10 protein-coding genes are annotated in these 14,179 nt (G+C 35.3%); 5 read left to right on the top strand and 5 right to left on the bottom strand.

What is annotated here, in order from left to right; translation table 11 throughout:
• Window positions 1–25: 25 nt before the first annotated feature.
• Both B0A80_RS10940 and B0A80_RS10935 read left to right on the top strand, forming a co-directional pair.
• Window positions 26–820 carry a DUF2797 domain-containing protein gene (locus tag B0A80_RS10940; RefSeq protein ID WP_017497752.1) on the top strand — a complete coding sequence of 265 codons (795 nt, stop codon included), beginning with the start codon at window positions 26–28 and terminating at the stop codon, window positions 818–820.
• 243 nt (window positions 821–1,063) lie between these two features.
• Window positions 1,064–2,143 carry a glycosyltransferase family 9 protein gene (locus B0A80_RS10935; protein ID WP_165769247.1) on the top strand — a complete coding sequence of 360 codons (1,080 nt, stop codon included), beginning with the start codon at window positions 1,064–1,066 and terminating at the stop codon, window positions 2,141–2,143.
• A 43-nt stretch (window positions 2,144–2,186) separates the two neighbouring features.
• Here B0A80_RS10935 and B0A80_RS10930 read toward each other — a convergent pair whose 3' ends face one another.
• The 3 genes from B0A80_RS10930 to sppA all read right to left on the bottom strand — a co-directional run bounded on the left by B0A80_RS10930 (window position 2,187) and on the right by sppA (window position 7,674).
• Window positions 2,187–4,781, bottom strand: coding sequence for an AsmA family protein (locus B0A80_RS10930; protein ID WP_089077304.1), 2,595 nt, complete (start codon window positions 4,779–4,781; stop codon window positions 2,187–2,189).
• A 174-nt stretch (window positions 4,782–4,955) separates the two neighbouring features.
• A complete protein-coding gene (locus B0A80_RS10925; protein WP_089077303.1) occupies window positions 4,956–5,903 on the bottom strand; it encodes an alpha/beta hydrolase in 948 nt (315 codons plus the stop codon).
• Between the two features lie 13 nt (window positions 5,904–5,916).
• Window positions 5,917–7,674 (bottom strand): signal peptide peptidase SppA, encoded by a 1,758-nt coding sequence (sppA, locus tag B0A80_RS10920; RefSeq protein WP_017497756.1) that lies wholly within the window; start codon window positions 7,672–7,674, stop codon window positions 5,917–5,919.
• A gap of 204 nt (window positions 7,675–7,878) precedes the next feature.
• On the opposite strand from sppA, the gene B0A80_RS10915 reads away from it, so the two are divergent.
• Both B0A80_RS10915 and folK read left to right on the top strand, forming a co-directional pair.
• On the top strand, window positions 7,879–9,066 hold the full coding sequence (locus B0A80_RS10915; RefSeq protein WP_089077302.1) for a carboxypeptidase-like regulatory domain-containing protein: 1,188 nt from the start codon (window positions 7,879–7,881) through the stop codon (window positions 9,064–9,066).
• Window positions 9,067–9,124: 58 nt separating this feature from the next.
• Entirely contained in the window at window positions 9,125–10,261 is a 1,137-nt protein-coding gene (gene folK / locus B0A80_RS10910) for a 2-amino-4-hydroxy-6-hydroxymethyldihydropteridine diphosphokinase (protein WP_089077301.1), read from the top strand.
• Window positions 10,262–10,317: 56 nt separating this feature from the next.
• On the opposite strand, the gene B0A80_RS10905 is transcribed toward folK, so the two are convergent.
• The gene (locus tag B0A80_RS10905) at window positions 10,318–10,854 is read right to left on the bottom strand and encodes an RNA methyltransferase (protein ID WP_017497759.1); all 537 of its coding nucleotides are present in this window, start codon (window positions 10,852–10,854) and stop codon (window positions 10,318–10,320) included.
• A 74-nt stretch (window positions 10,855–10,928) separates the two neighbouring features.
• Entirely contained in the window at window positions 10,929–11,351 is a 423-nt protein-coding gene (locus B0A80_RS10900) for a DUF1573 domain-containing protein (RefSeq protein ID WP_017497760.1), read from the bottom strand.
• A gap of 157 nt (window positions 11,352–11,508) precedes the next feature.
• On the opposite strand from B0A80_RS10900, the gene mutS reads away from it, so the two are divergent.
• A complete protein-coding gene (gene mutS, locus B0A80_RS10895) occupies window positions 11,509–14,115 on the top strand; it encodes a DNA mismatch repair protein MutS (RefSeq protein ID WP_165769246.1) in 2,607 nt (868 codons plus the stop codon).
• Window positions 14,116–14,179 lie beyond the last annotated feature (64 nt).

Here is a 14,179-nt window from a genome sequence, read left to right as displayed (position 1 = left end):
TCTACAATCAGCAATCTAAATTCTAATGACATATCAAGGCGTACTTACAAAAATGCAAACTGAAATGGGGGCTCCAATTCAGTATTATTTAGTATTTGAAGACAGTTTTTTAAACATGAATCAATTACTGAACAAAGAAATTGAGATTAATTTCGTCGGGTTTGAATGTCTGAATTGCCACAAGAAGAAAAAGATCTACCGCCAGGGATTTTGTTATGAGTGCTTTTACTCAAGCCCTGCTGTTGGGGATTGGATTATGCGACCGGAACTCAGTACCGCACACTTAGGAATTGCAGATCGTGATTTGGAATACGAACAGAAAGTACAGCTTCAGCCTCATGTGGTGTATCTGGCTTTGGCAAGTGAAGTAAAAGTTGGAGTAACGCGTAAAACTCAGGTTCCAACACGTTGGATCGATCAGGGAGCCACACAGGCTATTGCGATTGTTGAGGTTCCAAACCGATATTTAGCCGGAATTACTGAGGTGGCATTAAAAGACCATTATACGGATAAAACAAACTGGAGAAAGATGCTCCAAAATACAGGTGAAAGTTTCGACCTGCTGGCTGAAAAGGCAAAAGTAGAAAGTTTGATTCCGGCAGAAGTACAGGAATATTTTTATACCCAAAAAAATGATCTGTATGAACTGCAGTATCCGGTTTTAAATTATCCAACTAAAGTAACCAGTCTGAATCTGGATAAAACCCCGTCATTTCAGGGGAAATTAACGGGAATTAAAGGGCAATATTTAATCTTTGAGAACGGAACTGTTTTTAATGTGAGAGGTTCGGAAGGTTATGTGGTTAGTATTGCCGTTTAACATTTAAAGAAAGAAAAGCGCTTTGCAAGGAATTGTTTGTTAGTGTTTTAGTATATTTATAATACTGTTTTAGTAAAATTGTAATTTGAATGTTGAAACATTTGATTACAATTTTATAATAATTATTTATTAGAAGATTTTAATTTTAAATCTAAAGAGAACCTAGTTTAGCAAAAAGCGAAATGAAAGTTTTTTTTTTGAATTTCCAAGGACAAATATTTAATTAATAAGTGGATTATAAAGATGAGTGTTTTAAAACGAATAAATGTGGTCAGGCGCAGCGTAATGCACCGTCTCACTAAGAACATTGGAAAGCCAAGGTCAGAGCAGCATATTGTTTTAGTGGATAAAACAGAAATTAGGCGGGTCCTGATCTGCAGGCCAAATGCCAGACTCGGAAACTTATTATTGATTACTCCACTTGTTCAGGAAGTCAACGATATGTTTCCAAATTGTAAAGTCGATTTGTTTGTTAAGGGAGCTTTAGCTCTGGTAATTTTTGGAAATTATCAAAACATCAATAAGGTAATTGGTTTGCCTAAAAAACCGTTCAAAAGCTTATTGGAATATCTGAATGTCTGGATTTCAATAAAAACACAAAAATACGATGTCGCGATCAATGTAGATCAAAACTCTTCTTCAGGACGTTTAGCAGTCCAATTCTCTAATGCTAAATATAAATTTTACGGAGATTTAAATGATGAATCTCAACTTGTAAAAAAAGACTACGAACATATTGCGAAATATCCCGTTTATAACTTCCGAAATTATTTAACGAAACTTGGATTAGCAAAAAGCAACAAAATAATAGCCCCGATTGACCTTAAACTATCTTCTGCCGAAATTGCTAACGGAAAGAAAATTTTGAATGACTTAGTGCCTGATTCTAAAAGAACCATCTGTGTTTTTACGTATGCGACTGGAGCAAAATGCTTGTCGGAAGAGTGGTGGGAGAACTTTTACAGGCAACTTAAAGAGGAATATAAAGACTATAATATTATCGAGATCCTGCCTGTAGAAAATGTTTCGCAAATTGCATTTCAGGCACCTGTATTTTACAGTAAAGATATCCGCGAAATAGGGTCGGTAATTGCCAATACTGATTTGTTTATTGGAGCTGATAGCGGAATCATGCATTTAGCCAGTGCCGTTCAGACTCCAACGATTGGGCTTTTCTCGGTTTCAAACCTTAAAAAATATGAACCTTACGACAATTGCAGTATCGGAATAGATATTAATTTGCATACTAAAAAGGATTATGTAAAAATCATAAACTCCATCCTGAACAATGGAAAACTTAATACTATAGGACAAGCAATTTAAATTATAAGAAATAAAAAAAGGCATCCGTAGATGCCTTTTTTATTTAGTTTTTCTTCTTAAACAAGCCATTGATTAAGTCACTGGCTTTTTTAGTAACCTCCTGAGTTTTTTGCTCTTTTTCGGTAGCAGCAGCTTTGGTGGTATCTTTAGCCTTTGTATTTTTATTGATAAAATCATTAAGAGCCGAAGTTCCTTTTTGAGTCAGCTTGTCTCTTTGCTGATTCGCAACCTGCGTAGCCAGACTAGTCACAGCGCTTTTCATATCCGTTGATACTTTTGGGTGTGAAAAATTACCTGTAAGCACCACATTTATTGGAATGTTTTGCAGTTTTGCAGCATCTGCAGGAGACATTTTAGCAAGGAAGGCATTGGCTTCATTTCCTAAGTATTTTGCCGGAACATCTAATTTTAAATTATAGTTCATCGTTTGATCGAAGCCATGAGTTCCGCCAATTGTAATTTTAATGTCCTGATATTTGATGTCAAATGGTTTTACGCTCACTTTTCCGTTATCAAACGTTAGAGCCGCTTTAATATCATTCAGATTTATTTTATTAGGATCAATAAATTTCAGGTTAGAAGTTAAGGCGTTTATAACAGTTGAATTCTTAGAATTTACAGTAGTTGAAAGCAGCTGTCCTAAAAGATCTCCCGAGATTGATTTTAGATCTGGAGTCAACTCTTTATCGTCTAAGTTTCCGTTTAATTTTATAGTCGAATTTAATTTTCCGTTGATGATTCCTGCCAAAGGAGCAATTTTTTTCATCATGTCTAATTGCGTAAAAGTTTGCGCAATATCCACCTGATTGAAACCTAAATTCATGTCAAAAGTAGGCACTTTTGTTTTGGTAGAAACAGCTCCGTTAAGGCCAATTGTTCCCCCAAAAATAGAGGTTTTAAAGTTTTCTAAAGTAGCTTTTTCGTCCTTAACGATTAATCGTCCCGAAACGTCTTTTAGTTTCAGATTGTCGTATAAAACCGTTGTAGCTTTAGCATTTAAAGTACAATTTAAAAAGGCCGGGATCTTCATCGCTTCAGTAGGTTTTGCAGCTGCTTTTTCTGTAGCAGGAGTTCCTGAAGTCATAAAATCATCCACTGCCAGCTGATTTGAACTCATATTGAAGTTTCCTCTTAGCTCTTGTTTTTTGAACATGAAACCATAGAAATTTTCCAGTACTCCGTTAATGCTTAAATCACTTTTTCCGGTTGTGGCGTCAAATTTTTTCAGGTTGATGGTACTCGGATTAAACTCTACCAATGCTGTACTGATGTTCATCGATTTATTGTTTTCGTCTGTATATTTAAATCCGGACAAACTCATGGTTCCGGCATTTTTGATATTCTGGTATTGGCTCTTTTCAACAGAAGCCATATCAAATTGTGTAGTCACATCAGCTTTTAAAATACCGGCAAGAGGTTTGTCCATTTTAATTGGATAAGCCTTAGAAAGATTCGCCAGATTGATGGTTCCTTTCAAAGCGGCATTCACCATAGGGTTTTGCGTGATGTTTTTGATATTAGCTTTGGCGTTAAAAACATCCTGATCGATTCGGAAGGAAAGTTTATCCAGATTAACATAAGTATCGTTCAGGATTCCCGTTTCATTGATAATTTTCGTATCAATTACAATATTCTGAACCGATTTTGGAAGGTTTGGATATTGAAACGAAGCATTGTTAGAAGCAATTGCCACATTAAACTTAGGAACAGTAGTCTCGGTTAATTCACCTTTAGCAAAACCGGCTACAGTAAAATCTCCGGTAGTTTTTACGCCGTCCAGACTTGAAGCATAAGCAGAAGGAATTAGTCCTAAGAAATTCGTAAAGGATGAAGTGGGAGTCTTAAACTTCAGATCATAAATTTGTCCGGCATCCACCATCTGAATAAATCCGTCAAATTCCAAAGGCAATTGATTGATTAAAGCTTTATTCTCTTTAAAGGTGTATTTGCTTTTTTCAAGATCAATTCCCAATACAGCGTCTAAAGTCAGTTTTACATTTTTCATGTAATTAATCTTATCCATCTCCAAAGAAACATTAGCAACAGATTTCGTTGTTAAATCTAATTTTGAATTGGTGAAATCGCCCGTTCCTTCATGGTTCAAACTGTCAATGACCATTTTTATTTTAGATCCCTGATCGATGTATCTGAAAGTGAAATTTTCGATTTTATAATTTTGAATTTTCAGTGAAAGCGGTTTGCTTTTGTCGTCTTTCACATCCTTTTCTTTGTCTTTTAGGGCAATATCAAAATTACCAACACCGTCTTTGTTGAAAATAATATTCACCAGACCATTGGTAGAGCTGATTCCCTGTATGTTTAAAGGCTCTTCTTTTCCCTTGAAAAGTTCCTTAATGCTCATTTTTAAATTTAGCTCGCCTAGTGAAACCAAAGTATCTCCTTCAAATGGAGCTTTATTGATGATCACCAGTTTTTCGATTCCCACAGTGGCATTTGGAAAGTTTTTAAACAAACTTAAATCGGCATCTGTAAAACTTACCTTGGCATCAACACTTTTGTTGATGGCTTCTGAAATTTTAGCTTTTATTTGATCTTTAAAGAAATACGGAATGGCAAATAAGGCCGCTACAAGGACTACAAGAACTATAGCTGTTATTTTTAAAATTTTCTTTACCATATAAATAAATTTGAGGGGTTAAATTGCAAACTGATTGCTGCAAAAATAGTTTTTTTTGATGGAGTTCATAAATAAAGTTTTTGTTAAACCTAAGAATATACTTCTGTTTGTCCCAAATAAAAATCCGCCTGAATATAAGTTCAAACGGATTTTTAATGTTTTTATGATTGCCGATTATTTTTTAATGAAAGAAATAATCTTAGTGGCCATGATTTCTGAGATAGGCAGACTCTCATTTTTATAGCTTTCCAGATTGGCCTGATGATCTCCATCGATAATTTTCATGACATGATTCATTTTATCAACGATCAAAAGTTCAGCATTTTTATTGGCCTTCGATAAGAGTTCAGCATCTTTTACGGTCACTTGTAAATCCTGATTTCCCTGAACGATCAAAATAGGAACATTTAGTTTTTTGATTTCGTTTTGCGGATTGTATTTGAACCAGGAAATTAAATACGGCTGAATGCTTGGTCTGAAAAGAGCATTAAGCATTGGGTCTACTTTCTTTACTGTAAATCCGCTTTTCAGACTATCAATAATCGGGAAGGTTAATTCCTCTACTTGTTTGTTTTGTTTGGAAGCAATTTGCGATTTGATCAATTGGTCGGCAGACTCTCCTGCGCCTGCGATTGCGATAAACTTATTGGCTTTTGCTCCGGCAATCATTCCAATCAGAGAGCCTTCGCTGTGACCAATTACAACTACTTCAGAGAAACGGCTGTCTTGTTTTAACAGATTGATCCAGCTTTTGGCATCTTCGGTGTAATTCTCAAATACAAGAGTTTGTTCTGAGATAGCAGCCGGTTTACTTTCTGCAATTCCTCTTTTGTCGTATCGTAATGATGCAATTCCGTTTTTTGCCAGCACTTCCGCAAGCATTTTCAGAGAATTGTTTTTCATCATCGGATTGTTTCCGTTGCGATCCGTAGGCCCTGAACCTGAAATGAGTAAAGCTACCGGGCACCTTTTTTCTAAATTCGGAGTGGTCAACGTACCAAAAAGCTGATCGATGTTGATTTTTAAAACAATGGGAGTTTCTGTAAAAGCAACTTCGGTTTTATTCTGAGCATTCACAAAATTCAGCAACAGAATAGCAGCAAGGGCAAATAAATTCTTCATTTTTAAAAGGAAGTTATTTAATGTTTATTCCGAATGGAAGCATGGCCTGAACTCCTTTTTGTTTTTGAAGTCTTTTTACCTGCTCAATAAGCATATAATTTTCTTCTCCGATTTCTTCCTTAATAAAAGCTTCTTTTGATTGCGCAAATGGCAGATTGGAAAGAAGGTCATTGAATGTTTTTTCGTATTCAGGATAGTTTTGTGTACTGTACGTTTTGATCTTTGCAATTTTTGCAGCTTCAGCAATAGCATCATTCAAACCTCCAATCTGATCTACTAATCCAATTTTTAAAGCTTCACTTCCTGACCAGACTCTTCCTTGTGCGATCGAGTCTACCTGTGCAAAAGTCATTTTTCGGCCTTCTGCAACGTGTGTTACAAAGGTTTTGTAAATATGCTCAACTCCTTCTAAAGTAAAGGCTTTAAATTTTTCGTCAACAGGTACAAACGGACTGTAATTTGCGGAGTTTTCATGTGTTTTTACCTGCTCTGTGTTGATTCCTAATTTATGAGCTAAAGGAGTGAAGTTAGGCAGTACTCCAAAAACACCTATAGAACCAGTAATCGTATTGCTTTCTGCAAAAATTTTGTTGGCGTTGCAGGCAATGTAGTAACCGCCTGATGCGGCATAATTCCCCATAGAAACCACAACCGGTTTTACTTTTTTGGTTATCTCGATTTCTCTCCAGATCAGGTCAGAAGTTAAAGCACTTCCTCCTGGACTGTCTATTCTCAGAACGATTGCTTTTACATCTTCATTTTTGCGCGCCTCCTGTAAAGAACGTCGCATAGAACCTTCACCAATTACATTAACATCTCCTTCGCCGCCTTGTATTTCACCCTGTGCATAAATTATAGCAATTTGATCAGTAGCAGTATTGGTCAGGGCAGTTGTAATGTTGTTTTGAGTATAATCTAAAATCGAAATTTTATTGTAATCGTCATCTCCCGTTACTTTTAGCGCTTTTTTAATCGCGTTATGGTACACATCTTCATAAGCAATAACATCTACCAGTTTTTGTGCTTTTGCCATTTCCGGAGTTCTGGCCAGTAATCCATTGGCGATTTCATTTAGTTTCGGCAGCGGAATATTTCTGCTTTTTGAAATATCAGTCGTAACCGTAGTCCAGATGGAGTTTAAAAGAGCGGTTACCTGTTCTCTGTTGGCATCACTCATTTTATTTTCCAGAAAAGGTTCAACAGCACTTTTGTATTTTCCGTGGCGAATCACTTCCATGTGAATGCCTGATTTTTCCTGAAAATCTTTGAAGAACATCACCTCAGATGAAAGACCTTTAAAATCTAAATCTCCGGCAGGATTCAAATAAATAGTATTGGCTACAGAATTCAGATAATATTCTTTCTGAGAGTACGTATTGGCATATGCCCATACAAACTTTCCTGATTTTTTGAAACTTTCAAGCGCATTTCTCAAATCTTTGTATTGTGCCAGACCTAAAGAAGACTCATCATTTAAAATAGAGATTCCTTTAATGTTATCATCGGTTTTCGCCGCTTCAATAGCATTGATTACATCTGTTAAACCGATGCCTTTTTTATCCGAAAAAACAGTTACCCACGGGTCTTTATATTTTCCGGCATAATCGTTTTGAATTTGTTTTAAATTTAATTCAATAACAGAATCACTTTTCACAGAAACAGCATCGTCTCCTCCAAAAATTGCTCCAATAAGAATGACCCCAAAAAAGAAGAGGATAATAAATACAAAAATACCAATAACAGTGGCAATTACATTTCCTAAAAACTTCATAAGTATATTTTTTTTAATAAGTATCGAAAAAGGTTGGTTTGTTACAAAAGTAATCTAAAAACAAATTAATTCGAATGGTAAATTGGATGAAATGGTTATGGCTTCTGCATTTTTAACGCATTAAATTAAAGATAAGATATTTTGTAAGATAAATATAGTTTGAGTTCGGAATATTTTATATTTGAGGAAACCAAATACTTAAATATGAAAGATAAAATAATTTTGTGGAGTCTTTTTTTCTTGGGCTTTTATGCCGGGGCTCAAAAAATGCAAACTAAAAAAGTGGTCGTCGATAAACTGACAAAGCTTCCTCTGGAAAAAGTAAATATTTACAATCAAAAGGACAATTCAATAACGAATGAGGAAGGTGTTTTTTCTTTTATTTCCGATCAGGATGAATTGAATTTTAGTTTGATTGGATATGAAAATCTGAAACTCAGCTTTGCCGAAATAAACAAACAGGATACGATCTTTTTGCAAAGTAAAACCATTGAACTTGATGAAGTAGTGGTGGGAGAAGAAATGGCTATAATGAAAAAAGTATATGCCAAAATGAAAGAGAATTATATATTCGAACCGTACAATGAAAACTTCTTCTTGCGATGTGTCTTGAAACGAAATGATGAATTAGAAAGATTACAGGATATTTATGGTAAAGTATCGAGAAAAAGCATCTTTAAATCAAAAACACAACCGGACAATAAATGTGAAGTTGAGATTTTGAATATGAGGAAAGTCGGAATAAAAGATAAGGCTGATTTTGTGTATTTCGAATTTCAGAGTTTTGAAAAATTATTTGACATAAATGCTATGATCTCTATCAAAACGGAAGATTTCGAACTTACTAAGGAAAAAAATGTAGCAGGTGATTTTTTTAAAATTAGTTTTATCAAAAAGTCAGAAAATACAATTGCACAAAAAACCAGTGGTTATTTTATAATTAATAAGAATGACTATGCTATTGTAGAAACCTATTTTGATCTTTATGATAATGGAGAAAAAGTACCGTTTCAAAAAAAGGACAAAGTAGAATATCGAACCACCAGTTTTAAAACCACTTCAAATTATAAGAAGAGTGCCAGCACCAATAAGTATTATTTGAATAATGCAAAATCAGATGTTAGGGTAGAATTACTTGTAAGTGAAAAAAATATAAAAGCGTTTTATGATTATTCGACCAATTTTTTTGTAACCAATAGTTTTATTGCCGAAAAAGCAAAGTCAAATTTATCGATGGATAAGGATATTTTTAAAGTGAAATTTCCTTACTCAGAACAATTTTGGAAAAGCCAGAACCAACTACCCTTAACAAGCGATTTAAGTGCTTTTTTGAAGAGGGTTTCAGAAAACAAAGAGAACAAGAAAGAGTTTGAAATAGTTGGAAACTTCTAACTCTTGAATCAAATAATGTAGTTAATTCTAAAATAGTTTTAGTTAATTTGCATTAATTATGAAGTCACAGCATCAAATCGTTTTATCAATAGGCAGCAATCAGGGAAACAGGTTAACAAACATCGAAACGTGTATCGATTTGATACATAAAGAAGTGGGGACTGTAATCAGGGTTTCAAAACTGTATGAAACTCCTGCCTGGGGGTTTGAAAGTGATGCTTTTTATAATTGTGCATTGGTTTTACATACCTATTTATCGGCTCAAAAAGTATTAAGTCAGGTTCTGAAAGTAGAAAAAAAACTTGGCCGAATCAGATCGGAGCAACAAGGGTATCAGTCCCGAATTATCGACATTGATTTGATTACTTACGATGATGAAGTTATTGCGTCCGAAAAATTGCAAATCCCACATCCGTTAATGCAAAACAGAAAGTTTGTTTTGCTTCCTATGCAGGATTTAGGTGTAGACTGGGAACATCCTGTTTTTCAAAAATCCATTACAGAATTAATTGCAGTCTCGCCAGACGATAGTGTTTGTGAAGTAGTTCAGGAATTGAAAAATCCGATACGCGAAATTGCATTGGAGAACTTCAACTACATTGCTTTCGAAGGAAATATTGGGGCAGGGAAAACCACTTTGGTGCAAAAAATAGCGGAGGATTTTAATGCAAAAATGGTTTTAGAGCGATTTGCCGACAATCCTTTTTTACCAAAATTTTACAAAGATCAGAACAGGTACGCTTTTCCGTTGGAAATGTCTTTTCTGGCAGACCGTTATCAGCAGTTATCAGATGATCTGGCGCAATTTGATTTGTTTAAAGATTTTATTGTAGCCGATTATCATATCTTTAAATCCTTGATTTTTGCTAAAATTACCCTTGCCGAAGATGAGTATCGATTGTATCGAAACTTGTTTGATATTATCTATAAAGAAATGCCCAAACCTGATTTGTATGTTTATTTGTATCAGAATTCTGAAAGGCTGCTGCAAAACATCAAGAAACGCGGACGCAACTACGAGCAGAATATTGAGGCAGGTTATCTGGATAAAATCAATAATGGTTATTTAGAATATATTAAATCCCAAACTGATTTAAATGTGTTGATTATTGATGTTTCCGATCGTGATTTCGTGAAAAATCATAAAGATTACCTTTTTATTTTAGACGAAATCCAGAAGAAGATTTTTAATTAGAAAATTAGATAATGGGGCAATTATCACATTATCTAATTATCTAATTGACACATTATCTATTTGGGCCAGTTTAATTTCTGAAATAAATCCCAAACCACAATTCCCGCGCTTACGGCAATATTTAAAGAGTGTTTGGTACCTAATTGTGGGATTTCAATACAACCATCACAAAGCGCAACTGCTTCCTGAGCAACTCCGTAAACCTCATTGCCAAAAACCAATGCATACTTCTGATTTTTCTCCGTTTTAAAATCCTGAAGGAAAATAGAGCTTTCCACCTGTTCGATGGCAAGCGTGAGGACATTTTCTTTTTTAAGATTTTCGATTACTTCCAATACATTTTCGTGATGTTCCCATGCAACAGTCTCAGTTGCGCCAAGAGCCGTTTTGTGAATTTCTTTATTGGGTGGAGTGGCGGTAATACCGCACAGGATTATTTTTTCAATTAAAAATGCATCAGCGGTCCTGAACACAGATCCAATATTGTGCAGACTGCGAATATCATCTAAAACTAAAATCAAAGGAGTTTTGTCTGATTTTTTAAAATCCTCTATCGATTTACGGTCCAGTTCGCTATTTTCAAGTTTTCTCATAGGTTTATTCAGGTCATAAAAAAAGCTTCCAAAGTTAAGGAAGCTTTTTGAATTATTCTATTTTACTTTTTAGATTAGCTTTTTACCGGATCTGGTAAAACAGTACCTTTAATAGTAAGTACTTTTGTTGGTTGTCCTTCAGCATTAGAAGTTACAGTTACAGTTTTTGTAAAAGCACCAACTCTGTCAGTAGCATATTTTACACCAATAATACCTTTAGCACCCGGAGCGATTGGCTCTTTTGGAGTTGTTGGTACTGTACAACCGCAAGATCCAGTTGTGTTTGTGATGATAAGAGGTTTAGTTCCATTGTTTACAAAAACAAATTCACGTTTTCCATCTGCATTATGAGCAATAGTTCCATAATCAATGGTTTCTGTTTCGAAAGCCATTCCTGCACCTTCTACTTTGGCAATTTTTCCTTTTTTATTGCTTTGAGCATTAGAAGCTGTAATTCCAACTACAGCTAACATAGCGATTAAAATTATTTTTTTCATCTTTTTAGAGTCTTTTTTAATTAAGACAAATCTATGTAAAATTCTTATATCTCAACTTAAAAAAAGCTTAAAATATTTTAATTTTTGCACTACTTCGATATTCCTTCAAAATGTCATAAATTCGCTGTCTTAATTTTTTCATTTAAAATACAATAATTTGGCAGCGAAAGAGAAAGTGGTTAAAGAGACACCTTTAATGAAACAATACAATGAAATCAAGAGAAAATATCCTGATGCCTGTTTGCTTTTTAGAGTAGGAGACTTTTACGAAACCTTTGGAGAAGATGCTATTAGAGCCTCAAAAATTCTGGGAATAACATTAACCAAAAGAGGCGCCGGTTCTGATACAGAAACCGCTTTGGCCGGTTTTCCGCATCACTCTGTCAATACGTATTTACCAAAATTAGTCAAAGCCGGACTTCGTGTGGCGATCTGTGATCAGCTGGAGGATCCAAAAATGACTAAAACTATTGTAAAACGTGGTGTTACTGAATTGGTAACTCCCGGAGTTTCTTTAAACGACGAAGTTTTACAATCCAAATCAAATAACTTTTTAGCATCAGTTTATTTTGCTAACAAAAATATCGGAGTTTCCTTTCTGGATGTTTCTACAGGAGAGTTTTTAACGGCTCAGGGAAATGCAGAGTACATCGACAAATTGCTGCAAAACTTCAACCCGAGTGAGGTTTTGGTTCCGAAACAGAATAAAAGTGACTTTAAAGATGCTTTTGGAGATGATTTTCATAGCTTTTATTTAGAAGACTGGATTTATAAGGAAGATTATGCTCTGGAAACGCTGACGAAGCACTTTCAGACCTCTTCCTTAAAAGGTTTTGGAGTAGAAGAATTAAGAGAAGGAATTATTGCTTCCGGAGCAATTTTGTACTACCTGTCGGAAACGCAACACAATCGTGTGCAGCATATTACAGCGATTCAGCGTATTGCCGAAGATGCTTATGTCTGGATGGATCGTTTTACCATTAGAAACTTAGAATTGTATCATAGTTATAATCCAAATGCGGTAACCCTTTTGGATGTGATTGACAGAACGCTTTCGCCAATGGGAGGGCGTTTGTTGAAACGCTGGCTGGCTTTGCCTTTGAAAGACAGTGCCAGAATAAAAAGCCGTCATGATGTGGTTTCTTATTTAAGGGGCAATTCGGAGGTTTTGCAAAGTATTCAATATCAAATCAAACAAATCTCAGATTTAGAGCGTTTGATTTCTAAAATAGCAACAGGAAAAGTCTCGCCACGTGAGATTGTATATCTGAAAGAATCGTTGGATGCGATTATTCCAATTAAAACCCTGGCACTTGAAAGTCCGCAGGAAGCGGTGAAGGTAATAGGAGATAGTCTGCATGCCTGTGATTTGCTAAGAGAAAAGATTAAAAATACTTTAAATCAGGATGCGCCTGTCACGGTGGCTAAAGGAAATGCTATTGCAAAAGGAATCAGTGAAGAGCTGGATGATTTACGTGCTATTTCTACTTCCGGAAAAGAATATCTGGAGGGAATTGAAAAAAGAGAATCGGAGCGTACCGGAATCTCTTCGCTTAAGATCTCGTTCAATAATGTTTTTGGTTACTATATTGAAGTTAGAAACACACACAAAGATAAAGTTCCTGAAGAGTGGATTCGTAAACAGACGCTGGTTAATGCAGAGCGATATATTACCGAGGAATTAAAAGAATATGAAACTAAAATTCTGGGAGCAGAAGAGAAGATTTACAAGATAGAAACAGAGCTTTTTGAGCAATTGGTGATCTGGATTGGAACTTATATCAAGCCGGTGCAGATGAATGCTAATTTGGTGGCACAGCTGGACTGTTTGTGTTCGTTTACACAATTGGCTATAGAGAATCAATATGTATGTCCTGAAATTGATGAAACGTTTGAGTTAGAGATCAAAAACGGACGTCATCCGGTTATTGAAAAGCAATTACCAGTTGGAACGCCTTATATTGCTAATGATGTTTATTTAGACAGAGAGACGCAGCAGCTGATTATGATTACCGGTCCTAATATGTCTGGTAAGTCTGCTATTTTGAGACAAACGGCTTTAATTGTATTGTTGGCTCAAATGGGAAGTTTTGTTCCTGCTGATAGTGTAAGAATGGGAATTGTAGATAAGATTTTTACCAGAGTAGGGGCTTCGGATAATATTTCGATGGGAGAATCTACTTTTATGGTGGAGATGAATGAGACCGCTTCTATTTTGAATAACATCTCAGATCGCAGTTTGGTACTTCTGGATGAAATTGGAAGAGGAACCAGTACGTATGACGGGATTTCGATTGCCTGGGCGATTGCCGAATTTTTACACGAACACCCGGGAAGACCTAAAACCTTGTTTGCAACGCATTATCATGAATTGAATGAAATGACAGAATCGCTGCCAAGAATTCAAAATTATAATGTTGCGGTAAAAGAGTTAAAAGATAATGTGCTTTTCATTCGTAAACTGGTAAAAGGAGGAAGTGCTCATAGTTTTGGAATTCATGTGGCAAAAATGGCCGGAATGCCTCAGATTGTAATTTTGAAGGCGCAAAAGATGTTGAAAAAACTGGAGAAAAACCACTCAAGTGAAGCGTTAAATGGTGTAAAGTCTGAAAATGATGAAATGCAGATGAGTTTCTTTAATTTAGATGATCCTTTGCTGGAAGAGATAAAAGAAGAAATTCTGGGGCTTGATATTAATGCGATCACACCGGTTGAAGCATTGATGAAACTCAATGAGATTAAAAGAATGTTGGTACGAAAATAAATTTCATATTTAAAGTTTAGGTTATCAGAAAGTTATAAAATAAGTAGATTTTTTTTTCAAAAAA

This window comes from Flavobacterium tructae, assembly GCF_002217475.1.
GTDB lineage: Bacteria > Bacteroidota > Bacteroidia > Flavobacteriales > Flavobacteriaceae > Flavobacterium > Flavobacterium tructae.
Note: the sequence above shows the minus strand (reverse complement) of the source record. Positions and strands in the feature narration are given on the sequence as shown.

What these genes read in the sequence shown, in the direction of transcription:
- B0A80_RS10940 (WP_017497752.1), top strand. Translation starts at nt 26, where the DNA reads ATGACATATCAAGGCGTACTTACAAAAATGCAAACTGAAATGGGGGCT.
- B0A80_RS10935 (WP_165769247.1), top strand. Translation starts at nt 1,064, where the DNA reads ATGAGTGTTTTAAAACGAATAAATGTGGTCAGGCGCAGCGTAATGCAC.
- B0A80_RS10930 (WP_089077304.1), bottom strand. Translation starts at nt 4,781, where the DNA reads ATGGTAAAGAAAATTTTAAAAATAACAGCTATAGTTCTTGTAGTCCTT.
- B0A80_RS10925 (WP_089077303.1), bottom strand. Translation starts at nt 5,903, where the DNA reads ATGAAGAATTTATTTGCCCTTGCTGCTATTCTGTTGCTGAATTTTGTG.
- sppA (WP_017497756.1), bottom strand. Translation starts at nt 7,674, where the DNA reads ATGAAGTTTTTAGGAAATGTAATTGCCACTGTTATTGGTATTTTTGTA.
- B0A80_RS10915 (WP_089077302.1), top strand. Translation starts at nt 7,879, where the DNA reads ATGAAAGATAAAATAATTTTGTGGAGTCTTTTTTTCTTGGGCTTTTAT.
- folK (WP_089077301.1), top strand. Translation starts at nt 9,125, where the DNA reads ATGAAGTCACAGCATCAAATCGTTTTATCAATAGGCAGCAATCAGGGA.
- B0A80_RS10905 (WP_017497759.1), bottom strand. Translation starts at nt 10,854, where the DNA reads ATGAGAAAACTTGAAAATAGCGAACTGGACCGTAAATCGATAGAGGAT.
- B0A80_RS10900 (WP_017497760.1), bottom strand. Translation starts at nt 11,351, where the DNA reads ATGAAAAAAATAATTTTAATCGCTATGTTAGCTGTAGTTGGAATTACA.